General features: G+C 62.9%; 21 protein-coding genes. 9 read left to right on the top strand and 12 right to left on the bottom strand.

All coding sequences use genetic code 11. From position 1 onward, the window contains the following. Positions 1 to 15: 15 nt before the first annotated feature. The 4 genes from ACWF6P_RS02990 to ACWF6P_RS02975 form a co-directional block, all read right to left on the bottom strand. Positions 16 to 852, bottom strand: coding sequence for a carbohydrate ABC transporter permease (locus ACWF6P_RS02990; RefSeq protein ID WP_452619914.1), 837 nt, complete (start codon positions 850 to 852; stop codon positions 16 to 18). Next, positions 849 to 2024 carry a carbohydrate ABC transporter permease gene (locus ACWF6P_RS02985; RefSeq protein ID WP_452619913.1) on the bottom strand — a complete coding sequence of 392 codons (1176 nt, stop codon included), beginning with the start codon at positions 2022 to 2024 and terminating at the stop codon, positions 849 to 851. Before ACWF6P_RS02985 ends, ACWF6P_RS02990 begins: the two co-directional genes overlap by 4 nt. A gap of 20 nt (positions 2025 to 2044) precedes the next feature. Continuing rightward, positions 2045 to 3334, bottom strand: coding sequence for an ABC transporter substrate-binding protein (locus ACWF6P_RS02980; RefSeq protein ID WP_003946022.1), 1290 nt, complete (start codon positions 3332 to 3334; stop codon positions 2045 to 2047). A gap of 170 nt (positions 3335 to 3504) precedes the next feature. Then, entirely contained in the window at positions 3505 to 4578 is a 1074-nt protein-coding gene (locus tag ACWF6P_RS02975; protein WP_452619912.1) for an ABC transporter ATP-binding protein, read from the bottom strand. Between the two features lie 114 nt (positions 4579 to 4692). Between ACWF6P_RS02975 and ACWF6P_RS02970 the strand changes: the two genes are divergently transcribed. The 3 genes from ACWF6P_RS02970 to ACWF6P_RS02960 all read left to right on the top strand — a co-directional run bounded on the left by ACWF6P_RS02970 (position 4693) and on the right by ACWF6P_RS02960 (position 6441). Beyond that, positions 4693 to 5517 (top strand): DUF2786 domain-containing protein, encoded by an 825-nt coding sequence (locus tag ACWF6P_RS02970; protein WP_452619911.1) that lies wholly within the window; start codon positions 4693 to 4695, stop codon positions 5515 to 5517. Beyond that, on the top strand, positions 5514 to 6011 hold the full coding sequence (locus ACWF6P_RS02965; RefSeq protein WP_452619910.1) for a TIGR04338 family metallohydrolase: 498 nt from the start codon (positions 5514 to 5516) through the stop codon (positions 6009 to 6011). Before ACWF6P_RS02970 ends, ACWF6P_RS02965 begins: the two co-directional genes overlap by 4 nt. Positions 6012 to 6072: 61 nt before the next feature. Then, entirely contained in the window at positions 6073 to 6441 is a 369-nt protein-coding gene (locus ACWF6P_RS02960) for a helix-turn-helix domain-containing protein (protein WP_452619909.1), read from the top strand. On the opposite strand, the gene ACWF6P_RS02955 is transcribed toward ACWF6P_RS02960, so the two are convergent. Then, the gene (locus ACWF6P_RS02955; RefSeq protein WP_452619908.1) at positions 6442 to 7029 is read right to left on the bottom strand and encodes an ATP-dependent Clp protease proteolytic subunit; all 588 of its coding nucleotides are present in this window, start codon (positions 7027 to 7029) and stop codon (positions 6442 to 6444) included. A gap of 4 nt (positions 7030 to 7033) precedes the next feature. Next, complete coding sequence (locus ACWF6P_RS02950) at positions 7034 to 7642, bottom strand: ClpP family protease (protein WP_020909763.1); 609 nt, start codon at positions 7640 to 7642, stop codon at positions 7034 to 7036. A 264-nt stretch (positions 7643 to 7906) separates the two neighbouring features. Between ACWF6P_RS02950 and ACWF6P_RS02945 the strand changes: the two genes are divergently transcribed. Next, positions 7907 to 8701, top strand: a complete 795-nt coding sequence (locus tag ACWF6P_RS02945; protein WP_452619907.1) for an LLM class F420-dependent oxidoreductase — start codon at positions 7907 to 7909, stop codon at positions 8699 to 8701. Here the strand turns inward: ACWF6P_RS02945 and ACWF6P_RS02940 are convergent. From ACWF6P_RS02940 to ACWF6P_RS02930, 3 genes are read right to left on the bottom strand one after another with little or no spacing between them, the layout of a single operon-like run. Then, on the bottom strand, positions 8623 to 9852 hold the full coding sequence (locus ACWF6P_RS02940; RefSeq protein WP_452619906.1) for a CaiB/BaiF CoA transferase family protein: 1230 nt from the start codon (positions 9850 to 9852) through the stop codon (positions 8623 to 8625). The genes ACWF6P_RS02945 and ACWF6P_RS02940 overlap by 79 nt on opposite strands. After that, positions 9849 to 11564, bottom strand: coding sequence for an acyl-CoA dehydrogenase family protein (locus ACWF6P_RS02935; RefSeq protein WP_452619905.1), 1716 nt, complete (start codon positions 11562 to 11564; stop codon positions 9849 to 9851). Before ACWF6P_RS02935 ends, ACWF6P_RS02940 begins: the two co-directional genes overlap by 4 nt. After that, positions 11564 to 12934 carry an MFS transporter gene (locus ACWF6P_RS02930; RefSeq protein WP_452619904.1) on the bottom strand — a complete coding sequence of 457 codons (1371 nt, stop codon included), beginning with the start codon at positions 12932 to 12934 and terminating at the stop codon, positions 11564 to 11566. The genes ACWF6P_RS02935 and ACWF6P_RS02930 overlap by 1 nt, the downstream gene beginning before the upstream one ends. A 147-nt stretch (positions 12935 to 13081) precedes the next feature. Here ACWF6P_RS02930 and ACWF6P_RS02925 point away from each other — a divergent pair, with 147 nt between their 5' ends. Then, positions 13082 to 13960, top strand: coding sequence for a LysR family transcriptional regulator (locus ACWF6P_RS02925; protein WP_452619903.1), 879 nt, complete (start codon positions 13082 to 13084; stop codon positions 13958 to 13960). On the opposite strand, the gene ACWF6P_RS02920 is transcribed toward ACWF6P_RS02925, so the two are convergent. The 3 genes from ACWF6P_RS02920 to ACWF6P_RS02910 are packed head-to-tail and all read right to left on the bottom strand — an operon-like array spanning position 13957 to position 17836. Then, positions 13957 to 15648: an acyl-CoA dehydrogenase family protein gene (locus tag ACWF6P_RS02920; protein WP_452619902.1), complete on the bottom strand. Its 1692-nt coding sequence runs from the start codon at positions 15646 to 15648 to the stop codon at positions 13957 to 13959. The two genes, ACWF6P_RS02925 and ACWF6P_RS02920, sit on opposite strands and share 4 nt — an antisense overlap. 10 nt (positions 15649 to 15658) lie before the next feature. Continuing rightward, positions 15659 to 17164, bottom strand: a complete 1506-nt coding sequence (locus ACWF6P_RS02915) for a class I adenylate-forming enzyme family protein (RefSeq protein WP_452619901.1) — start codon at positions 17162 to 17164, stop codon at positions 15659 to 15661. A 36-nt stretch (positions 17165 to 17200) separates the two neighbouring features. Further along, on the bottom strand, positions 17201 to 17836 hold the full coding sequence (locus ACWF6P_RS02910; RefSeq protein WP_095973585.1) for a TetR/AcrR family transcriptional regulator C-terminal domain-containing protein: 636 nt from the start codon (positions 17834 to 17836) through the stop codon (positions 17201 to 17203). Between the two features lie 174 nt (positions 17837 to 18010). Here ACWF6P_RS02910 and ACWF6P_RS02905 point away from each other — a divergent pair, with 174 nt between their 5' ends. The 4 genes from ACWF6P_RS02905 to ACWF6P_RS02890 all read left to right on the top strand — a co-directional run bounded on the left by ACWF6P_RS02905 (position 18011) and on the right by ACWF6P_RS02890 (position 22191). Further along, positions 18011 to 18991, top strand: a complete 981-nt coding sequence (locus tag ACWF6P_RS02905; protein ID WP_452619900.1) for a helix-turn-helix domain-containing protein — start codon at positions 18011 to 18013, stop codon at positions 18989 to 18991. 203 nt (positions 18992 to 19194) lie between these two features. Next, on the top strand, positions 19195 to 20256 hold the full coding sequence (gene oxdA / locus ACWF6P_RS02900; protein ID WP_452619899.1) for an aliphatic aldoxime dehydratase: 1062 nt from the start codon (positions 19195 to 19197) through the stop codon (positions 20254 to 20256). Between the two features lie 115 nt (positions 20257 to 20371). Next, positions 20372 to 20740: an ArsR/SmtB family transcription factor gene (locus ACWF6P_RS02895; protein WP_452619898.1), complete on the top strand. Its 369-nt coding sequence runs from the start codon at positions 20372 to 20374 to the stop codon at positions 20738 to 20740. Between the two features lie 44 nt (positions 20741 to 20784). Beyond that, complete coding sequence (locus tag ACWF6P_RS02890; RefSeq protein ID WP_452619897.1) at positions 20785 to 22191, top strand: substrate-binding protein; 1407 nt, start codon at positions 20785 to 20787, stop codon at positions 22189 to 22191. Positions 22192 to 22203: the final 12 nt, after the last annotated feature.

The raw sequence follows: 22203 nt of genomic DNA, 5'->3' as shown, positions 1-22203 counted from the left end.
GCGCGCAGGCGCGCATCACGACTTGACGCCGCCTGCGGTCAGACCGGCGATGATTCGTCGCTGGAAGATGAGAACCATGATGACCAGGGGGACCATCACGAGGGTGCCGCCGGCCATGATCGAGGTGTACGGCGTGACGAATGGGTCCGTTCCGGAGAACTTGGCCATCGCCACCGTGACGGGCGCGGTCTTGTCACTCGAGAGTTGGAGCGAGAGCAGATACTCGTTGACCGTTGCGATGAAGGCCAGAATCGCGGTGGTGAACAGCGCCGGCGCGGCGAGCGGCAGCATGATCAGGCGGAAGGCCTGGCCACGGGTGGCGCCGTCGATACGCGCCGCCTCCTCGAGCTCCCACGGAAGTTCGGAGAAGAACGACGTCAGCGTGTAGACCGTCAGCGGCAGCACGAACGAGATGTTCGGGATGATCAACGCTTTGTAGCTGCCGATCCAGCCGATGTCGGTGAACAGCTGGAACAGCGGAGTCACAAGTGCGACGACCGGAAACATGGACGCACCGAGGATGATTCCGGTGACGAAGTATTTGCCACGGAAATCGAAACGCGAGAGCGCGTACGCCGTGAACACGCCGATGACCAAGGCGATCAGCGTGGTCGCGCCAGCGATGATGAGGCTGTTCATCAGTGCACGGGTGAAGTTCACCTTGGCGTCGGGATCGAGCGCCGCGGTGAAGTTGGAGAGCGTGAGATTGGTGGGCCACAGCGACGTCGAGAACGTGTCCGCCGGGTCGCGCAGCGCCGTCACGATCATCCAGTAGCAGGGAGCGAGTCCCCACACGATGATCAGTACGACGCCGACGTAGGTGCCAATCTTGCCGCGTAGTGCCTTGTTCATACCGGCTCCCCCTTCCGCTGCTTTTCCTGCGTGCTGACCGCATTGGCTCCGAGGAATCGGACCAGGATGAAGGCCACAGCGAAGATGATGAGGAACGTGATGGTGGACAGTGCCGACGCCGAATTGGCGCCGACGCGCATCTGATCGACCACCAGAACCGAGATGGTGGAGGTGGCCGGGTTGGATCCCATCATGATCGCGGGCAGGTCGTACATCCGCAGAGCGTCCATCGTGCGGAAGAGCACCGCCACCATGAGAGCGGGCTTGACCAGCGGGAGCGTGATCATGCGGAAACGCTGCCACGCCGTCGCGCCGTCGACCTTGGCGGCCTCGTAGACGTCGGCGGGAATCATCTGCAGACCCGCGAGGATCAGCAACGCCATGAACGGCGCCGTCTTCCAGACGTCGGCGACGACGATCGCGAATCGTGCCGGCCAGGGATCGGCCGTCCACAGGATGTTGGTGCCGAGAATCTTGTTGGCGATGCCGTCGTTGGCGAAGATGAAGAACCAGAGCTTCGCGGTGACGGCGGTGGGGATGGCCCAGGGAATCAGCACGGAGGCGCGGAGCAAACCGCGTCCGCGGAACGTCTTGGCCATGATCAGCGCCATCGACAGACCGATCACCGTCTCGAGCAGGACCGTGACGACGGTGAAGCCGAACGTATTTCCGATCGACTGCCAGAACTGCGATCCGAGTGTGCCGGGCGGGCAGGGAATCGAGCCGTTGGCGGTGTTGCAGGACTGGGTGATCCAGTTCTTGTAGTTGTCGAACCACGTGAACTGACCGGTGACGAACATGCCGGTCTCGGGATCGAGCTTCTTGCCGTCGCTGTGCATCGACATCCAGATCGCTCGTCCGAGCGGATACAGAATGATGACGGCGAGAACGATCAGCGACGGTGCGACGAACGCCCACACGGGAACTCGTCGACGCTTCTTCGGCTTGTCGGCCGACGCAGGCGGGGGCGAGGTCGGTGGGGGTGGAGTAGCTGCAAGGTCAGGCAGAACCTTGGTCAGGGAATTCCCTGCTGCCTCGGATGCCGACGGCTCTTCTAGCGGTTCCGGTGCACGGTGTCTCCCACCAACGCCCGAACGGTCGGGACCGGTTGAACCGGCCCCGACCGTGGGGTTGGTAGGCACAGCCGCGGAAGGATCCTGCGGTTCTGCCATTGCTTATTGCTCCTGGTAGATCAGTTACCGGCGGTTTCGATGCCGGCCTTGGTGTCCGCCAAAGCCTGCTCGACGGTCTTCTCGCCGCGAATAGCAGCGTAGGTGTTGTCGGAGATCGACTTCGACACCTGCGTGTAGTACGGCGTGACGGGACGCGGCTGAGCGGTAGCGAGTGCTTCCTTCAGGGTCGCGAAGTACGGGAACTGAGCGAGCACTGCCGGGTCGTCGTAGACAGCCGAGAGGACGGGTGCGCCGCCGACCTCGGTGAAGTACGTCTGCGACTTCTTGGTCTGCATGAACTCGAGGAAGTCACGAGCCGTGGCCGGTGCGTCCGAGTACGCGCTGATGCCGACGTTGTAGCCGCCGACCGTCGAAGCACCCGGTCCGTCGACACCCGGAAGAACGGTGTAGCCGTACTTGCCGGCAACCGAGGTCTTCTCACCGTCGACCGAGAAGCCGGACCACGTGCGCATGAAGAGTGCCTTGCCGTCGCCGAATGCGGTCTGCGACTCGCCCTCGGAGTAGGTCAGTGCTTCCTGCGGGATGGTGTTGTCGGCGAAGTTGTCGACGATCGACTGAACGCCTGCCTTCGTCTTGTCGTCGATGGCCGGGGTGAGTCCGTCCGGGCCGACCCACGGGCCGTCGAAGGCGTTGGTGATCTCGGTGGTGTTGACCGTCAGGCCCTCGTAGTTCTTGAACTGACCGATGTAGCAGGAGATGCCGGCTTCGACAGCCTTCGGGCAGTTTTCCTTGAGCTCGGCCCACGTGGTGGGAGCCTTCTCGACAAGGTCCTTGCGGTAGTACAGGAACGCGGCGTTGGTGTTCTTCGGCGCTGCGTAGAGCTTGCCGTTGTAGGTGCCCGAAGCGACGGTCGACGGCAGGAGGCCGGACTCGTCGATCGCGAGGTCACCCTCGAGCGGCAGCAGCCAACCGTTTGCGGCGAACTGGGCGGTGTTGACGACGTCGACACCGATGAGGTCGTACTCGTCGCTCTTGGCCTGCATGCGCTGGGTGATGTCGTCGACCTGTGCGTTGGCTTCCTTGGCCAGCGGCTTGAGCGTCACCTTCTCGTCCGGATGCTCGGCATTCCAGTCGGTGATGATGTTTTCGAGCGCCTCGTTCAGGGCATCCTGCCCCTCGACGATCGTGATGGGTCCGCGGCCTTCGCTCGAGGACGATCCCCCGGATGCGGCCGTCGTGCTGGTTCCGCTGTCCTTGTCCGAATCGGACGAGCAGCCCGCCAGTACCAGCATGGACGCTGCCGTCGCTGCAATTGCAGCGCGGCGCATCGCCTTCGAGTTCAGAACCATGGATTCGCTCCCCGTATGTGTATGACAAATAGACGGTCACCGAGAGCCTGCTCACGGCATGCGCCATGAGTGCCGGCTCCCGGCATCGGCCCCTACTGTGGCACGAGACACCCGTACTTGTGGGTATTACGCCGAACCTGAATCGGTCATGTGTCGTTTGACAGGTCCACCTAACCCAGGCGACGCCCGTCGGTGGTGGCAAAAATGTGCACCTTCTCGGGGTCGACGCGCAGGTTGACGCGCTCGCCCTTCTGCGGCGGATTGCGCCAGTCACCACGCGAGACGATCTGCTGCAACCGTCCGCCGATCGTGGTCCGGCCGTAGACGTAGGCGTCCGAGCCGAGCTCCTCGACGACGTCGACCTCCATCGGCAGACCTTCGGCGGCGATCTCGAGGTGCTCGGGGCGAATACCCAGGACAACCTCGGTTTCGACGACGCCGTTCATCGTCTCGCGCGGAACCGGAACGATCCCGTCACCGAATGCGACGCCGCCGTCGAGGACGGGGAGGGTGAAGAGGTTCATCGCGGGCGAACCCATGAAGCCGGCGACGAAGACGTTCTTCGGCTTGTTGTAGAGCTCGCGCGGCGAGGCGCACTGCTGCAGGATTCCCTTTTCGAGGACGGCGACGCGGTCACCCATCGTCATGGCCTCGACCTGGTCGTGGGTCACGTAAACCATCGTCGTCGCGAGGCGTCGTTGCAGCTGAGCGATCTGCGTACGCGTCTGCACGCGGAGTTTCGCGTCGAGGTTCGAGAGCGGCTCGTCCATCAGGAAGACCTGCGGCTGGCGGACGATTGCGCGGCCCATCGCCACTCGCTGACGCTGACCACCGGACAGCGCTTTGGGCTTGCGATCGAGGTACGGCTCGAGATCGAGCATCTTCGCGACCTCTTCGACGCGGGCGCGGATCTCCGTCTTGTTGGTTCCGGCGAGCTTGAGCGCAAAACCCATGTTCTCGGCCACCGACATGTGCGGGTACAGCGCGTAGTTCTGGAAGACCATCGCGATGTCGCGCTCTTTCGGCTCCTGACCGGTGACGTCTCGGTCGCCGATGAGGATGCGTCCGCTGTGGACGTCTTCGAGCCCGGCGAGCATGCGCAGCGTTGTCGACTTTCCGCAGCCGGAGGGTCCGACGAGGACGAGGAACTCGCCGTCCTCGATCTCGAGGTCGAGCTTGTCCACTGCCGGAGTGTTCGATCCGGGGAACAGGCAGGTGGTGCTCTCGAAAGTCACTGAAGCCATGACGGGGTTGATCCCTTCTACCGGCAGGAACGTGCCGGACGATCCAAGTTGAGGGTGAGCGTGTGCGCTAGCAGCATAAACGTCCGTGTCGGCGCGCGAGCGTAGTCTTTCACGGTGAGTTCGGAGAAGATGCTGACCCGCATCGGTGCGCTGCTTCGCCAAGCGGAGTCCACCGACAATCCACACGAAGGCGAAGCCTTCATGGCCGCCGCGCAGCGGTTGGCCACCAGTTCCGCCATCGACCTGGCGGTTGCGCGTGCCCACACCGCGTCCTCGGAAAAACGTGCGACGCCCACGCAACGGCTCATCACCATCGGCGAACCGGGCAAGCGCGGACTGCGAACGTACGCCCAGTTGTTCATCGCGATCGCCGCTGCCAACGACGTGCAGTGCGACATCGCTCAGACGTCGGCCGTCATCTACGCCTACGGCTTCGCCGGGGACATCGACGTGTGCGAGGCCCTGTACTCGAGCCTGCTCTTCCAGATGGTGCGTGACTCCGACGCGTACGTGCGCTCCGGTGCGTACCGCGGCGAAACGTCCGTGCGGACCGTCGTCGAAACTCGTGGACGACGACGCGTCAGCACGCAGGTCCGCAAGCCGGTAGCCGGAGTGACGGCGCGCCTGAACTTCCAGATGGCGTACGCGTCCCGCATCGGTGCTCGGTTGGCCGAGACGAAGCAGGAGACGGAGAAGGCCGCGATCGCCGAATCTGTCGCGTCGTCCTCCGAAACCGCACTCGTGCTGCGTAACAAGGAAATCGAGCTCGAGGATTACTACTCGTCCAACTCCAAAGCGCGTGGGACGTGGCGGGGCGGTGGCCGCGCGAGTGCCGGCCATTCCTCGCATGCTCGACGAGCGGGTGATCGGGCAGCGCGCTCCGCACGTCTGGGTAGCCTTCCGGAGATCGGCGGGGTGCGCGGGCAACTCGACTCATGAGGGATACGCAGCGCAGCGCGGTTTACGAGGCAGAGACGTTGGTACGCACCATGTTCGATCGCGCCGACGAGCGCGGACTCCGGAGCGTCGAGGTCATGGGTTCCACCATCACGCTGCCGGTCGAGCGCAAATTCGGCTCCTTGGAGTCGGTACAGACGTACTGCGATCAGCTACTCGGACTGAACTGGGTACGGGAGACCTGGCCTCGCGCAACCGTTTCGGTGTCCGTGCGATCCCGAGCCGGCAACGCTGCCGCCCATTACTCGAATGACGTCATCGCCGTTCCGGACGACCGCGACGGCCGGTGGGCACTGCGCGAATTCGTTGTCCTGCACGAACTCGCGCACCACCTCGGCGACCCCGCCTCCGACGAGGCTTCCCACGGGCCCGAGTTCGTCGGCCGCTACACGCACCTCGTCGGCGAGATCATCGGGCCCGAGGCGGCCTTCGTTCTTCGCGCGATGTTCCTTGCCGGTGGTGTCCGGACAAGTTGAGGGTTGTCAGCCCTCGGCGAACCCGGTGGCGTCAGAACCGGTCGGCTGGAATACTCGGCCTATGGATGCGCCGCGCAGATTAGTCCTGGTCGAGGATGGGTCCGAACATCCCGATCCATCCGCTGCCGTGCGCAAACCCCCACTGATTCGTGAAGCCTACGGACGAGTGCTGCGGGAGGTTCGACGCGATCAGGACCGAACTCTCGACGACGTAGCCGCCAAGGTCGGGATGTCGAAGCAATACCTCTCCGAGATCGAACGGGGCAAGAAGGAACCGTCGTCGGAAATTCTGCGCGCAATCTGCGAAGCGCTCGGGATGCCGCTCGAGCATCTGCTGTTCCGAGCGGGCAACAGGATCGTTGCGCTCAACTCCCTCACCTTCGGGCACTCTCCCGCACCGATCTCGGGTCCCGTCCTGATGGCGGCCTGATCAGCTCCCTTCGATGAGGGTGTCGGCCAGTCCGTAGGAGATTGCGTCGTCGGCGGTGAAGATCCTGTCGCGATCGGTGTCCTTACGCAATCGCTCGACGCTCTGACCGGTGTGCTTACTCAAAATCGCCTCGGTCTGCTCCCGGATTCGCAGGATCTCGGCTGCTTGAAGCGCGAGGTCCGAGATGGTGCCACTACCTTGCGTCGACGGTTGGTGCAGCAGCACCCGCGAATGGGCGAGCACATGCCGATGGCCGGGAGTACCAGCGGCGAGAAGCACTGCAGCAGCCGACGCCGCTTGACCCATGCAGTACGTGGAAATAGTGGGTTTCAAGAACTGCATGGTGTCGTAGATCGCGAGCATCGCCGTGGTGGAACCGCCGGGAGAGTTGATGTACAAACCGATTTCGCGATCCGGGTTGTCGGCCTGCAGATGTAGCATCTGAGCCATCACGACGTTGGCGACGCCGTCGTCGATCTCCGTACCCAGAAAGACGATGCGCTCGTTGAGCAGCCTGCTGAAGATGTCGAAAGACCGCTCACCCGTTGGTGTTCGCTCGATGACACTGGGAATCGTGTACTGGGACATGACGTCACAATCCGATCTTGGGGAAGGTGGCTTGCGGTGCGATCTCGGCGAAGGACGTCACGACGCGGTCGACGATTCCGTACTCGCGCGCCTGTTCGGCGGTGAACCAGCGATCCCGATCGCTGTCGGTCTCGATCTCTTCGACGGTTCGGCCCGTTTCGGCGGCGAGGATTTCCTGCGATTGACGCTTCATCAGTTCGAGGCTCTCGGCCTGAATCGCGATGTCCACCGCAGTGCCGCCGATACCGGCCGAAGGTTGGTGCATCATGATGCGGCTGTGCGCCAGGCTGATTCGCTTACCGTGCGTGCCGGAGCAGAGAAGCACCTGGCCCATGCTCGCCGCGAAGCCCATCGCGACCGTCACGACGTCGTTGGGGATGAGCTTCATCGTGTCGTAGATGGCCAGGCCGGCAAATACCGATCCGCCAGGTGAATTGATGTAAAGCACGATGTCGCGCTTGGGGTCGGTGGTGGCGAGGAGTACCAGTTCCGAACACACACGTTCGGCCATGGCGTCGTTGACCTCGCCGGTGAGTAGGATGGTTCGCTGTCGGAAAAGCCTGTCTGTCAACAGGTCACGGTAGCCGGTATCTGTGGGCGCTTCGGTAGTCATGAATCCATTCCTACCGGCGAAGCGATACCGGGGCCCCGCCTGTCTGCTGTGGGCAGACCACCCCTGTCTGCACCCCCCTGCTTGTGTCCCCCCGTTTCCGAGCGAACGGCATGTTCAGTCGATCTAAGGCGCCGAAAGTACCGTTCGCTCGAAACGGGGTGGGAAGAAAGCGGGCATACCGGTCACCAACTGCGGCGGTAGCGGTACCGCGCACACCCGGCCATGATGGGAGAAGACAACCATTCCTCTCGTCAGGAGCGTGGCATGACTCGTCCGGTACGCATCGGTGTTCAACTCCAACCCCAGCACGCACCCGACTACGGGTTGATACGCGACGCCGTCTTGCGGTCCGAGGACGCTGGAGTGGACATCGTCTTCAACTGGGACCACTTCTACCCGTTGACCGGCGATCCCGACGGAGCCCACTTCGAATGCTGGACCATGCTCGGCGCCTGGGCCGAGCAGACCGAACGCGTCGAAATCGGCGCCCTGGTCACCGGCGGTGGCTACCGCAATCCGGATCTGCTGGCCGACATGGCGCGAACCGTCGACCACATCAGCGGTGGACGGCTGATCCTCGGCATCGGCGCCGGCTGGTTCGAGAAGGACTACGACCAGTTCGGCTACGAATTCGGCACTCCTGGTTCACGGCTGAAACTGCTGGGCGAATACCTCCCACGCATCACGGGCCGCCTGGCGAAGGGCAACCCGCCGCCGACGCGCAACATCCCGGTCCTCATCGGCGGTGGCGGTGAGAAGAAGACCCTGCGCCTGGTCGCCGAGTACGCCGACGTCTGGCACAGCTTCGGCGACCGTGAGACACACCTGCGCAAGTCGGACATCCTCTCCGACCATTGCGCCGACGTGGGCCGGAACCCGCTGGAAGTAGAGCACTCGGTTCCGTGGCCTGGGCTCGAAAATGCAGCCGACCTGGTCGCCGACGGTGTCTCGCTCTTCACCGTCGGCGTCAGCGGGCCTGACTACGACCTGACGACGCTTGTCGAGGCCATCGGCTGGCGCGACGACAACACGGCACCTGCATTGAGCGGGCTGGCCTGAGCGGTACCAAGGACTTCGTCGTTGTCGGCGCCGAGAACGGGCGGCGCCGACGTCAGACGTGGCCTCTGGCCGGAGAAGTTGACCGGAAAGGCTACTTGCTTCAACGATCCGAGCGTCGGATGGTCGACGGTTCCGACCATGCCGAGTGCGGCGGTGTGTGGATCGGAGTAGATCTCGTCGAGATGCCGGATCGGTGAGACCGGTACGGCGCGCTCGGCGAGCAGAGCGCACCAGTATTCGACGGTTCCGGACGCGAAAGCGCTGGTGAGTTCTCGTTCCAGACTCTCCCGGTTCTCCACCCGCTCGCGGTTGTGGACAAAACGAGGATCGGTCGCCAGTTCGCCTCGACCGATCGCCTCGCACAGCGACGCCCACATCGAGTCGTTGCCGACGGCGATGACGAAGTACCCGTCGCTGGCAGGAAATGCTTGGTAGGGAGCAAGATTCGGGTGGCCGGAGCCCAACGCCGTCGGGCGCTCACCGGTGGCGAAGTAGCTGGTGGCCCAGTTCACGTGCATGGCGAGTTGGCACTCGTACAGCGACGTGGTCACGTACTGTCCGCGCCCGGTCCGGCCCCGCTCGACCAATGCAGCCAGCACCCCGACCAGTCCGAACAGCGCTGCACCCAAGTCCCCCAACGCAAATCCGGACTTCATCGGAGCGCCACCCGGTTCACCGGTGAGTGACATGAGCCCACCCGCGGCTTGCGCGATCATGTCGTACCCCGGCTCGTCGCGCAGCGGTCCTTCTTCACCGAACGCAGAGATGTGCAGGGCAATCAGGTGGGGATACCGCTCAGACAGTGTCTGGTAGTCGAAGATCTTCTGTAATCCGCTGCCGGGCTTGAAGTTTTCCACGACCACGTCGGCCTCTTCGAGCATGCGGTGGATGATCTCCTGTCCTTCGGCAGACTTGAGGTCGATCGTCACCGACTTCTTGCCGCGGTTGATCGCGAGATAGTAGGCGGCATCGACCCCGACGAAGGGAGGCCCCCACGAACGTGTGGGGTCGCCGCCCTCGGGGTGCTCGATTTTGGTGACGTCCGCTCCGAGATCGGCAAGCGACATAGTTGCGTACGGTCCGGCAAGGATCTTCGAGAGATCGAGAACGCGGACACCGGCGAGAGGTGCGGGTCCTTGGGGAGAATTCACCGGTGAACTCCTGCCACAGAGAGGAACTCGGCGACGACCTCGCGTACGTCATCCAACTTGACGTCGCCGCCATCGGTAATCACGTCGAGATTGCCGAGCGCAGCCGACGGCACCTTCCCGGCAAGACCGGCCAGGTAGGAGTTCGCCACCAACAGCGACCGGCACCCGCGACCTTCTCGAATGCTGTGATCCGCAAGATCGAAGAGCAGGCTCGCCATGACGGTACGAGCCAACTCGTCCGCATATTTTGCACTGGCAGCCTGGGCGGCATCGTCAGATCCGGCGATCAGACGATCTCCCTCCTCGACCAGTTCCTCCCAGCGCTGCAACAGAACTCCGGACCCGGCGTCACAGTCAGGTCCGACAGTGGACAGGATGTCCGCCATCACTGCCGCGACCGTGCGGTGCGAGCCGAACTTGCGCAGGCACCGAAGTACGTCCAGCGCGATGACATTGCTCGAGCCCTCCCAGATCGAGCCGAGGTGGGCGTCTCTCACGAGTCGCGCGTTCACCCATTCCTCGATGTACCCGTTTCCTCCGCGGACCTCCATTGCCTCGCCGGTGACCACCCGCGCGCGTTTGCAGACAAAGTGTTTGGCGATCGGCGTCAGTACCCTGATCAGCGCGCGCGCCTGTTCGTCCCCTCCGTCTGCAGCCTGGAGACACTGTGCGCTGTACGCGACCAGAGCCAGCGAGGCTTCGGCATCGAGCGCAAGAGGAAGAAGAGTCGCCCGCATCAACGGCTGATCGAAGAGCTTCTTACCGAACACGACTCGGCTCTTCGAATGTTGGACGGCTTCACGAACTGCTCGGCGCATGAGAGCACTCGAACGCATCGCATTGGAGAGGCGAGACGTGTTGACCATCTCCGCCATCTGGCGGAACCCTCGATCGAGTTCACCGACCTGGAGAGCGTGCGCGCGGTTCAGCGTCACCTCGCCGCTCGGCATGGAACGCGTACCCAGCTTGTCCTTGAGACGATCGATCGTGAGGTTGTTGCGCTCGCCGGATTCCAAAGTCTTGGGCACCATGAACATTCCGACTCCACGCGTCGAACCATCCTGTCCGCCCGGGAATCGTGCGAGGGTGATGATCACGTCGGCATCCGGGTTGGAGGCGAACCACTTCTTGCCCGTCAGAACCCATCCGTCACCGTCGCGCTCGGCGCGTGTTTCGGTGCAGGCGATGTCGGTGCCTGCCTGAATCTCGGTCATGAACATCGCACCCGTCTTCGCCTGCTCGGGGTCCGTCGACGTCAACGCGTCGATCCAGGGCGAGAACACGGCCGGATCACCGAACATACGCAGGGTCCGCGCAGCCGCATCGGTCATCGACACCGGGCAAGCAAGCCCGAACTCTGCCTGCACGAAGATGTACGACGCCAGGTACTTCGCGAGTGGAGCGGGCACGGAGTCCCATCCGTGCAAACCTTTTCGATGCGACATCGCGGAAAGGCCGTACTCGTTGTACGCCGCCCGGCACAGTTCCAGGTAGGCCGGGTGATAAGAAATCCGGTCGACGCGATCACCGGCCTTGTCGAACTGCTGCAGCACCGGCGGGTTCTTGTCTGCGATGTCGGCAAGCTCGGACAAACGGCCGGCGGCATCTCGGCCCAGTCGGTCAAGCAAGCCGTTCAACGTCTCTCGGTCCGCCCCGGCGGTCCATCTGTCCACTACCGCTGTCAGAGCGGGGTCGGTGTGTGCAAAGTTCATCAGTGGTCAACGCCTTTCAGGGTGGAAGCATCAGTCATGTTCGAGGAGCTCGTCGACTCCAGCCCTTGCCCGTGCAGCGCACTCCTGCGCAACAAAGCCGTCATACAGACAAGGGAGAGAACGACATAGACGAGTCCGAGAGCCACGACCGGCCAGATCGAGTTGGTTCGCGTCAGCAGATACTGGCTGACCATCGGGGCTGTTCCGGCAAAAACGGCGGTCGACAATTGGTACGACAGAGAGATGCCCGTATACCGAACATTGGTGGGGAAAACCTGCGCCAGAATGCCGGCCAACGCGGCGTAATACATCGCGTGAGGTGCCGTCGCGAGGACCATACCCAGAATCGCCAAGGGAACGGAGCCGGTCTGAACCAGCACGAACATCAGCGGTAGGAGCACGAGTTCCGGAAGCAGCATCCAACGGACAGCTTTCGACGGATCGATTCGCGTGGCCAGCACGGCGCCGAAAGGCTGTACGAGCGCCTGGGCTACCAGTGCCACGGTGATCACGAGGAGGAAGTCGCTGCGCTCGAATCCGAGATCCGTTGTCGCCCAGGAGAGCGCAAAGGTTGTCTTGACGTAGGTGATGGCGACGCCGGCAACCACGGCGCCGACGCCGAGAGCAAGTTCGACGGGATGCGAACGAAGGACCTCTACCAGCGGCATCCGTGTACGTTCCTGTGCCGCAACTGCCTTCTTCATCTCGGGCGTCTCGGAGATGTGCAGTCTGATGTAGAGGGCGACGATGACCAAAGCTGCGGATCCGAGGAACGGCAGGCGCCAACCCCACGACTCGAACACCGAATCCGACATCAGGGTCAGGCCTAGGAATGCCAGCGTCGCGAGCAGATTGCCGACCGGTGAACCCTGCTGCGCGAACGCGCCGTAGAGCACCTTCTTCTTCGGGGGAGCGAACTCGGTGGCGATCAGCACGGCACCACCCCATTCGCCGCCCATGGCAATGCCCTGGAGAACGCGAAGTGCAACAAGCAGTATCGGTGCCCAGATCCCGATCTGGGCGTACGTAGGGAGGAGGCCGACCCCGACAGTTCCCAACCCCATCAGCGCGAGGGTGATGATCACGGCGTTCTTGCGGCCGAACTTGTCTCCGAAATGACCGAAGACCACTCCGCCGACCGGGCGAGCAACGAATCCCACGGCAAAAGTTGCGAAGGCAGCGAGTGTTCCCACCGCCGGCGACGCGTCCGGGAAGAACAGCGGGCCGAGCACCAGAGCGGATGCGGTTCCGTAGATGTAGAAGTCGAACCATTCGATGGTCGTTCCGACAAACGCCGTAATGCCGGCCTTCCGTGCTTGCTTGGTGCTGTATTCGGGCGGATTGGTGTCGTGACCTGGGTGTTGATCCACGGTTCTCCCTGATTCTCGCGTCGGGCATCACCAAGGGATGCAATGTGAGGCGTGAATCACTATCGTCCGAAATCCATGTAGAGTCCAAGACTTAGTTCGACTCATTTATGTGGGCAAACCACATAATGAAATGACGGGAGTAGAGACGTGGAACTTCGTCAACTGCGCGCGTTTCTCGCAGTCGCCGACGAACTTCATTTCGGCCGCGCTGCCGAGCGACTCCACATCGGGCAGTCCCCGCTCAGCCAGACCATTCGCGCGCTCGAGCGCGAACTCGGTACCGACCTGTTCGTCCGGACCACCAGATCAGTGCAATTGACCGCCGCAGGCGAAGCCTTGGTCACGCCAGCCAGGATCATCGAAGCGCAGATCGCCGTCGTACGAGATATCGCATCGGCCGCGTCGACCGGCGAGACAGGCCGTGTCACAGTGGGTTTCGGCGGAACGGGCGGCTACACGGTGCTGTCGGCCCTCACACGATCGCTGGCCGACTCCCATCCGGGAATCGAACTGGAACTACGGCCGCAGATGTACTCGGGTGAGGTGCTCGACGCTCTCCGACGCGGAACCCTCGACATGGGCATCGTCGGCCTGCCCATTCCGCGCGGATTCGAGACTCACACGGTGCGCGAGGAAACCTTGATGGTCGCGGTTCCGGCCAGGCATCACCTCAGTACCCTTGACTCGGTGTCACCGGAAGACCTCGCAACCGAACGATTCGTGATGTATCCCGCCGAGCACGGCTCGGTGGTGCGCGATGCAACATTGTCCGTCTGCGCCACAGCAGGTTTCACACCCACCGTCGCGCACGAGGCCCCCGATCCGTACAGCCTGTTGGCCATGGTCGGAGCGGGGGTCGGGATCGCCGTCGTCGTGGAGTCGACGGCGCATCTGTCCATGGACGGGGTCGTGTACCTGCCGATCGCCGGGGCCACGCCCACGCTGAAAATCGCGATGGCATGGCGACCGAACAATCCGACGCCGGCAGTACACACCGTCACGAGGGTACTGAGGGAGCAGCCTTAGGCTCTCGCGAGAATTCCGGCGAAATCTGTTCCCACAGGCAGAGTTCCGTACTCGTGACCACGGTCGGCGCCGAGGCGAGCGGCAATGAACGCATCGGACGAGGCAGCCGGGGAGTGGCGCACCATGAGCGAAGCCTGCAGTGCCAACGCCATAGCCTCGACGACGGTCCGAGCGCGGAACTGCGCGTCGGCGGGTGCCATCGTGGCGAGCTCACCGAGTTGGCGTCGTACCCGATCGAGGTGCTGATCGAGGACCGGGTTGTTGCCGCGAGCGAGGTTGACCTCGTGGTCGAAGGCGGCAACGGAATCGGGTTCACGGGTCATGGCGCGCAGGACATCGAGTGCGATGACGTTGCCCGACCCCTCCCACACGGCCATGACGGGCTGCTCACGGTAACGACGGGCGAGCGGGAAGTCCTCCGTGTAGCCGTTGCCGCCCAGGCATTCGAGCGCTTCGTAGGAGTGGTGCGGACCGCGCTTGCAGATCCAGTACTTCGCAACCGCCGTCGCGAGTCGGCGGAAAGCCTTCTCCTGCTCGTCCGCGTCCTCGTCCTGCGCACGGGCCAATCGCAGAGCGGTGATGGTCGCGGCCTCGGATTCGAGAGCCAGGTCGGCAAGCACCGACGTCATGGCCGGCTGATCTGCCAGGACGGCACCGAAAGCGCTGCGGTGCCGTGCATGCCACACTGCTTCGGCCACCGACTGACGCATACCTGCCGTGCTGCCAAGGATGCAGTCGAGTCGCGTCTGGGACACCATTTCGATGATGGTCCGCACACCGCGTCCCGGTTCACCGATCATGGTGCCGACGGTGCCGTCGAGTTCGATCTCGGACGACGCGTTGGACTTGTTGCCCAGCTTGTTCTTCAGACGCTGGATACGGAAGACGTTGCGTGTGCCGTCGGGCAGGATGCGGGGGAGAAGGAAGCAGGAAAGTCCCTCGCCGGCAGCACCTTCGGCCTGAGCGAGAACCAGGAAGGCGTCGGACATCGGCGCGGAGCAGAACCACTTGTGTCCGGTGAGGAGGTAGTCCGCACCCGGGCCGCCACGTCCGGCCGGCTTGGCGATGGTCGTGTTGGCTCGCACGTCGGAGCCACCCTGCTTTTCCGTCATCGACATTCCGAAGATCGCGGATGCCTTTCCGGGAGCATCTAACTCGGGGGTGTAACTCCGAGAAAGGGCACGCGGGGTCCAGATGGCGGCTACATCGGGTTGCAGCTCGAGCGAGGGGATCACAGCGTGCGTCATGGAGATCGGGCACGCGTGGCCCGGTTCGACCTGGGAGAAGAGCATGAATGCCGCGGCCCGAGCCACGTTGGCACCCGGCTTGGGGTCAGCCCAGGCAGAGGTGTGAGCACCGTGCGCAACGGCGGCAGAGATGATCCGGTGATACGACGGATGGTATTCGACCTCGTCGATGCGGTTTCCCCAGCGATCGAAGGTCTTCAATTCGGGGATCACCGTGTTGGCCAGCTCGGCGTCGTGCTGGAACCCGGCACTGCCGACCAGTTCACCGATATCGGTGAGTTCACTGGTGGCCCAATCGGCGTCGTGGCGCGCGACGCCTTCGGCCAGGACCGTATCGAGCAGGAACTCGTTGACGTCCGTGCGCGGCACCGACTGGTTGAGCACTGCATGGGTGCGATGCGGAGCCGGGTGGGTGACGGTGTTCTCGGAAATATCAGTCATGACAGGCCTTTCAGCTCGCTGCGCGGATGAGGTGCTTCTGGATCTTGCCGGTCGGTGTGCGCGGAAGGATGGTCGCGAACACCACTTCACGCGGAATCTTGTAGCGCGCCAACTTGTCCGAGAGGTAGTCCTTGATGTCGTCGGCGCTGATGACATCCGGTTCACGCCAGACGACGTGTGCGACGACGGTCTCGCCCCATTCTTCGTTGGGTTTTCCGACAACGGCGACGTCGACGACGTCCGGGTGGCCGGAGATCACGTCCTCGACCTCCTTGGAGTAGACGTTCTCGCCGCCCGTGATGATCATGTCCTTCGCGCGGTCGACGATGAAGAGGTATCCGTCCGCATCCTTGCGCGCCAGATCGCCGGTGCGGTACCAACCTCCATCGGCGAAGGCAGCCTTGGTGGCAGCAGGGTCGTCGAGGTAGCCCTGCATGACGGTGTCGGCGCGCAGCCAGATCTCACCGATCTGTTCGGGCTCCGCGTCAGTGCCGTCATCGGCAACCAGGCGCAGATCGACGCCGGCCAGCGCGACGCGCCCGATCGACCCCGCCTTGCTCAACTGCTCCTCGGGGTACAGCACAGTGCCCACTGGCCCGGTCTCGGTCATGCCGTAGACCTGCCGGAATTCGGTGGTGCCGTACGACTCCACCAGTCGCCGCGCGACATCCGCACCGATCGGCCCGCCGCCGTACAGCCACGCGCGAACGCTGCCGAGGTTGTAGTCGGCGAAGTTCGGCACCAGGTTGAGTGCGGTGGTGTAGATAACCGGTGGCCCGAAGCAGAGGGTAATACGCTGTTCCTGAACAGTTTCCAGGAACTTGACTGGATGGTACTCGCGCAGCAGCACGACGGTTCCGCCCATGTAGAGCGTGGACATGAACCAGTTGTTGAGCGGGGAAGCGTGCCAGATCGGAACGGCCATGAGCAGTCGCTCATCCCGAGTCGTCGACACGGCGAGGGCCGCGGTGACGGCAACACCGACGACGTTGCGGTGGCTGTGGACGCAGCCCTTAGGCGAGCCGGTAGTCCCCGAGGTGTAGAGGATTTCAGCCGGATCGTTCTCGTCGATGTCGATACCGTCAACGCCCTCCTGGCGGGTGATGGCGTCGTCGAAGAAGTCGAAACCGTCTGCGACAGAGTCCGTGCTGATCAGCTTGGCCGTCGTCTCCAGTCGACCGACAACCGGCGACAACTCGCCGTCGAAGACGCACACGGACACCTTCGCGTGCTCCAGCACGTAGGCAACTTCGGGCGTCTGCATCTTGTGATTGATGGGGACCACGACGGCGCCCAAGCGCCAGGCTCCGAGCATCGCGTACACGAATCCTGGAGTGTTGTAACACATCAGCGCGACGCGGTCACCCGGCTGCACGCCCAGCGTCTGCAAATAGCCCGCGGCACGGCGACTTCCATCCTGAACCTGGGAGTACGTGTGATCGTGACCGTCTGCGATCAGGAAGGGTTTGTCCGGGGTCTTGGTGACGTTGCTGTCGAATACGCGAACGATGTTCATCGAAGTCCTTGTCGGAGAATCACGCTCGAAGAGAGTTCATTCCATCGAGCTGTTGAGTACGGCGTCGGGTATCTGGAGGGTGGCGAAGATGACGGCAACCGCCTCCTCGAGGGAGTAGCCGAAGCTTTCGCCGGTGGCAGTCTTCTGGATGACGAGGCCGAAGATTGCAGACCAGAAGGCCTTCGACTCGACGTCGATGCCCGCGCGCAACTGCCAGCCGGTGCGGACCAAGGTACGGAGGAGGGCGGTTTCGCCCGAGGAGTGCAGAGTGCGAAGCGTTTCGGAGATCAGGTCGCGGAGTTCACCACGACGACCCGTCATCATCATCGCTTCCACGAAGAGTTCGACGCTGGGAGCGCCCGAGCCCAGTAGGGATCCGACCAGCTTCTCGGTGTAGTCGCCGACCGTATCGGCGTCAGCGGCATCGACCTCGGCGCGCTTGCCTGCACGCAGAACGGCCGCGCACGCAACCTCGACGAAGAGCTTTTCTTTGGAGCCGTAGTAGTAGGTCACCTGGTTGGGATGGGCGCCGGCGGCGGTGCAGATCTGCGCGATGGAGACGCTGTCGCCGTGCTCGAGGAACAGCTCGGTTGCGGCGTTGAACAGCGCCATGCGCGTCTGCTTGCCCGACTCACGCGTCGCACGCGCGGCGGGAACTGCCTCGGTGACCATTGCGAACTCCTACTTGTTTGTATGACAAACAATAACTCGGCGTTGTTTGTATGGCAAACAATTTCTACCCGACCCGATGACGTGTCGATTCCTATCGACATGTCAGATTTGCGGGATTACTCTCTGACCATCGAGCACCCGAGAACTTCGACTTTTGCGAGGAGGCGCCCTGCAATGCTCGCGCGATCCGGGTTCTCCCTGCCCACACGTACGACGCTCACGGGCGACTGGGCAGACTTGCTACGCGAGCATTTCGTCGCGCTCGACATCTCCGATATCGGAGACAGTGATCGGTTCAGCGGGGCCGTCCGCTCGGCGCAACTCGCACACGTGCGGGTGTCCACAGTTCAATCGATGGAACAACGAATAGTCCGTAGCAACAGCCTGATCAAGAGCGACAGTGCGGACTATCTGCAGATCGGGATGATTCGTCGTGGTAGCGCGGTAGTGCGCCAAGACGACCGTGAATGCGTCCTGCGACGTGGCGACTACGTCCTGTACGACACCACGCGCCCCTTCGATTGGCAGATCGAGGGACACGCACACGACGGCATCTGGGGACTCGAGGTGTTCACCTGGCCACGGTCGTACCTGTCGCTCAGCGACGCGGAGGTCACGAGCCTGACCGCCATTGCCTTCGACGGACACGCGGGCCTGAGTGGCCTGCTTGGTCGCTTTCTTCACGATCTTGCCTCCGTCCGTATGACGTCCGACGCGAGCGGAGACGAAGAGGAAGTCGTCAACGAGATCGGCAACCTGGTCAAGTCCGTTCTTCACACAACTGCGCGACCGATCACCTCGCGGCGAACCAGCCTCTACGAATCCGCCCTGTCGGTCATAGACGCCCGCATCGCAGACCCGGCCCTGTCTCCGGTGGACATCGCGGGATCGGTCAAAGTCTCCATTCGCCAGTTGCACCGAGCCTTCGCCGAACACGGCACGACGGTGTCGCGGTCGATTCGCACCCGTCGACTCGACGGATGCCGTCGTGAGATCGTGCAGCGCCACGGAGTAGACCGGTCACTGACCCAGATTTCTCACCGCTGGGGATTCGCCGACCTTGCCACCTTCAGTCGAGCCTTCAAGGCGGAGTTCGGGATCAGCCCGCGCCGATACCGGTCGCAAGCAGCGGCCCCCACAAGTACTGCCCGCTGATCTGTAACATCTTCGGACACTTACCCATTCAACATGGTGTTCAAAATCTCTCACTGCCGACGCGCAACCACAATTCTTGGCGCAGTGAGCCAAGTATCGGGCGCTGACAGCCAAGTTTGCTCGGCGCAGCGGGCGTAGATTTTCGGCACGGCGTTGCCAAGTGCCAGGCACCCGATTCGACTACTACGTCACATGGAGCACTCATGGAATCTGCAATCGGCGAACACCTTCAATGCCCGCGCACGCTGACCAGGCGTGTTCCGGATACCTACACGCCACCGTTTCCCATGTGGGTCGGGCGCGCAGACGACGCATTGCAACAGGTCGTGATGGGCTATCTCGGCGTGCAGTTCCGCGGCGAGGATCAGCGCCCCGCAGCACTGCAGGCAATGCGCGATATCGTTGCCGGCTTCGATTTGCCGGACGGACCGGCACACCACGACCTCACCCATCACATCGACAACCAGGGCTACGAGAACCTGATCGTGGTTGGATACTGGAAAGATGTTTCTTCCCAACAACGTTGGAGCAAGTCAACTCCAGTGGCATCCTGGTGGGAGTCCGATGACCGCTTGTCGGACGGGTTGGGGTTCTTCCGGGAGATCGTGGCACCACGAGCCGAACAATTCGAAACGCTCTACGCGTTCCAAGACGACCTCCCCGGGGTGGGAGCTGTCATGGACGGTGTCAGCGGCGAAATCAACGAGCACGGCTACTGGGGTTCGATGCGCGAGCGGTTTCCGATCTCCCAGACCGACTGGATGCAGGCCTCGGGCGATCTGCGGGTCATCGCCGGTGACCCCGCCGTAGGTGGACGCGTAGTAGTGCGGGGACACGACAACATCGCACTGATCAGGTCCGGGCAGGACTGGGCCGACGCGGAAGCAGACGAGCGCAGCCTCTACCTGGACGAAATTTTGCCCACTCTTCAATCAGGCATGGATTTCCTCCGCGACAACGGCCCGGCCGTCGGGTGCTACAGCAACCGATTCGTTCGCAACATCGACATCGACGGAAACTTCCTCGACTTGAGCTACAACATCGGCCACTGGGCCTCGCTCGACCAACTCGAGCGGTGGTCGGAATCCCACCCGACCCATCTGCGGATCTTCACGACGTTCTTCCGAGTTGCCGCGGGTCTGTCGAAATTGCGCCTCTACCATGAGGTCTCGGTGTTCGACGCCGCCGATCAGCTGTACGAGTACATCAATTGTCATCCTGGCACCGGAATGCTGCGCGACGCGGTGAGCACCGCCGAGCACTGAACGTAAACGCCGGAAATCTTCGGCCACGTTCTTTCCCTCGGAGGCAACTCGAGATATGTTGACGAGTGTCGACATATCTCAGTAGAGACCATCGAGGAAGCGCGGACAGCAGACAGTGACTACTCAACGAAACGAAGAGTTGGCGTTTGCTGTGCTGGCCGACCAAGTGCGTCGACAGATTCTCGACACGCTGGCTACCCACGGCGAGTGCAACGCGGGCTTCATCAGCGATCAAATTTCGACGGTCGGTCGCACCACGGTATCCACACATCTCAAGGCGCTGCGGTTGTCCGGCGTGATCGTCGAACGGCGTCAAGGACGTCATCGCCTGTTCTCGATAGATCCCTCGGGACCCGCCAACGATGCACTCCAGTTCCTGCGCGACGTCCTCGGACGAGCGCTGGAAGCAGGTTCGAACGCCTCCGAGTTGCCGACCACGGCGACTGTGGATTCCGACGCGGCTTCGGTGCGTCGCCGGGCGTGAGGCCCTGTTGAGCCCCAGCACCTATTTCAGGCAGGAAGTAGAACGTGCCAGGTCTCTCCGTAACGGCACAGATCGTGACGACCGACCCACCAGGGTCAGCCTTCGAGCGCCTCGAAACGGGGCAACTGCTCGAACTCGAATGTGAGCAACTGACGGTGGGGGCCGCTGCCGCCATCTCCCTTCCCGTCGGCGACGGCGCACGCGCAGATCTAGCCGGAATGCCGATCACGCTGTTGGGATACGTCGCCGGCGTAAAGCGGGGCCGATCGGTGGTGATCGTGCACCACCAACCGTGGCGCGGACGCCTGACGATCCGGTTCTTTCCCGACGGCACCGGGACCCGGATCGTTCTCGAATCCAGCCTCGATCAGGACGGCATTTCCTGGCTTGCGAACAAGCGTGGATTCGCCCCGCCCGAGCCGCCGCGCTCCGACCGCCATCGCATCGGACTGCTGGTCAGCAAATCCGGCTCGGCAGCTGTATTCGCTCAGGCCACAGAGACACTCGCCGCCCTGGCTGTCGAACAGATCAACGCCGACGGCGGTATCGGGGGTGTTGTCGTCGATTTGGTGATAGGCGACGATGCTTCCGACTCCGCGGCCGGAGCGGCGACCGCACTACGACTGGTGAAGAGCGGATGCCGCGCAGTTTTCGCGTGTGTGACCTCGTCAACCTTCAATGCCGCTGCATCTGCCTTGCAGAACACCGGTGTGCTGTTGGTGCACACAGTTCTCAACGAAGGAGGTCGATCGCGTCCAGGGGTTCTTCGCTTGGGGGAGCGACCACTCGACCAGACGCGAGCGGGCATACCCGCAATGATGTCCGAAACTGATTCTCGCACTTGGTTCCTGGTCGGTCAGCAGTACTCTTGGTCGTTCGGAGCACATTGGGCGGCCCGGCGCGTGATTGCCGAATCCACCGGCTCGGTGGCCGGTGAAGCCTACGTACCGTTGGGGACAACCGACTTCTCACGCATCATCGAGTCGATAGCCGACTCCGGGGCCGAACTGATTCTTTCCACCCTGGTGGGCCATGACGAGGTCTTCTTCGAACGACAATGCGCCCAGCACGGACTGCGGGCCACCACGCGGACGTTTGCATTGGTCCTCGACGAGGCCACTCAGCAGCTCATCGGCAATTCCGATGCTGACGGAGTCTGGGCGGCATTCGGCTACTTTCAATCCGCAGCCGGCGATCACGACCTCGAAAAGCGATACAGCGCGAGCTCGAACGAACTCCTGCCTCCGCTCAGTTCCCTGTCGGAGACAACGTACGAAGCGATCGTCGCTTACGCACGCGCAGTCGAACGAACGTCGGCAGGCGATCCGGAAACAGTACTTCGGCAGCTTGTCACGACGTCGAAAAGCTCTACGAACAACGGCGTTCCACTGCAGCGACCGATTCTGCTCGCTGAATCACGCCGTGGGCGCCTGTACCCCCGCTCTCTCTGAGCGCGCGTAACC

The organism is Rhodococcus sp. NPDC055024 (genome assembly GCF_053608585.1).
This window is presented reverse-complemented; position numbering and strand designations above follow the sequence as displayed.

What these genes read in the sequence shown, in the direction of transcription:
- ACWF6P_RS02990 (WP_452619914.1), bottom strand. Translation starts at nt 852, where the DNA reads ATGAACAAGGCACTACGCGGCAAGATTGGCACCTACGTCGGCGTCGTA.
- ACWF6P_RS02985 (WP_452619913.1), bottom strand. Translation starts at nt 2,024, where the DNA reads ATGGCAGAACCGCAGGATCCTTCCGCGGCTGTGCCTACCAACCCCACG.
- ACWF6P_RS02980 (WP_003946022.1), bottom strand. Translation starts at nt 3,334, where the DNA reads ATGGTTCTGAACTCGAAGGCGATGCGCCGCGCTGCAATTGCAGCGACG.
- ACWF6P_RS02975 (WP_452619912.1), bottom strand. Translation starts at nt 4,578, where the DNA reads ATGGCTTCAGTGACTTTCGAGAGCACCACCTGCCTGTTCCCCGGATCG.
- ACWF6P_RS02965 (WP_452619910.1), top strand. Translation starts at nt 5,514, where the DNA reads ATGAGGGATACGCAGCGCAGCGCGGTTTACGAGGCAGAGACGTTGGTA.
- ACWF6P_RS02960 (WP_452619909.1), top strand. Translation starts at nt 6,073, where the DNA reads ATGGATGCGCCGCGCAGATTAGTCCTGGTCGAGGATGGGTCCGAACAT.
- ACWF6P_RS02955 (WP_452619908.1), bottom strand. Translation starts at nt 7,029, where the DNA reads ATGTCCCAGTACACGATTCCCAGTGTCATCGAGCGAACACCAACGGGT.
- ACWF6P_RS02950 (WP_020909763.1), bottom strand. Translation starts at nt 7,642, where the DNA reads ATGACTACCGAAGCGCCCACAGATACCGGCTACCGTGACCTGTTGACA.
- ACWF6P_RS02945 (WP_452619907.1), top strand. Translation starts at nt 7,907, where the DNA reads ATGACTCGTCCGGTACGCATCGGTGTTCAACTCCAACCCCAGCACGCA.
- ACWF6P_RS02935 (WP_452619905.1), bottom strand. Translation starts at nt 11,564, where the DNA reads ATGAACTTTGCACACACCGACCCCGCTCTGACAGCGGTAGTGGACAGA.
- ACWF6P_RS02920 (WP_452619902.1), bottom strand. Translation starts at nt 15,648, where the DNA reads ATGACTGATATTTCCGAGAACACCGTCACCCACCCGGCTCCGCATCGC.
- ACWF6P_RS02915 (WP_452619901.1), bottom strand. Translation starts at nt 17,164, where the DNA reads ATGAACATCGTTCGCGTATTCGACAGCAACGTCACCAAGACCCCGGAC.
- ACWF6P_RS02910 (WP_095973585.1), bottom strand. Translation starts at nt 17,836, where the DNA reads ATGGTCACCGAGGCAGTTCCCGCCGCGCGTGCGACGCGTGAGTCGGGC.
- ACWF6P_RS02905 (WP_452619900.1), top strand. Translation starts at nt 18,011, where the DNA reads ATGCTCGCGCGATCCGGGTTCTCCCTGCCCACACGTACGACGCTCACG.
- oxdA (WP_452619899.1), top strand. Translation starts at nt 19,195, where the DNA reads ATGGAATCTGCAATCGGCGAACACCTTCAATGCCCGCGCACGCTGACC.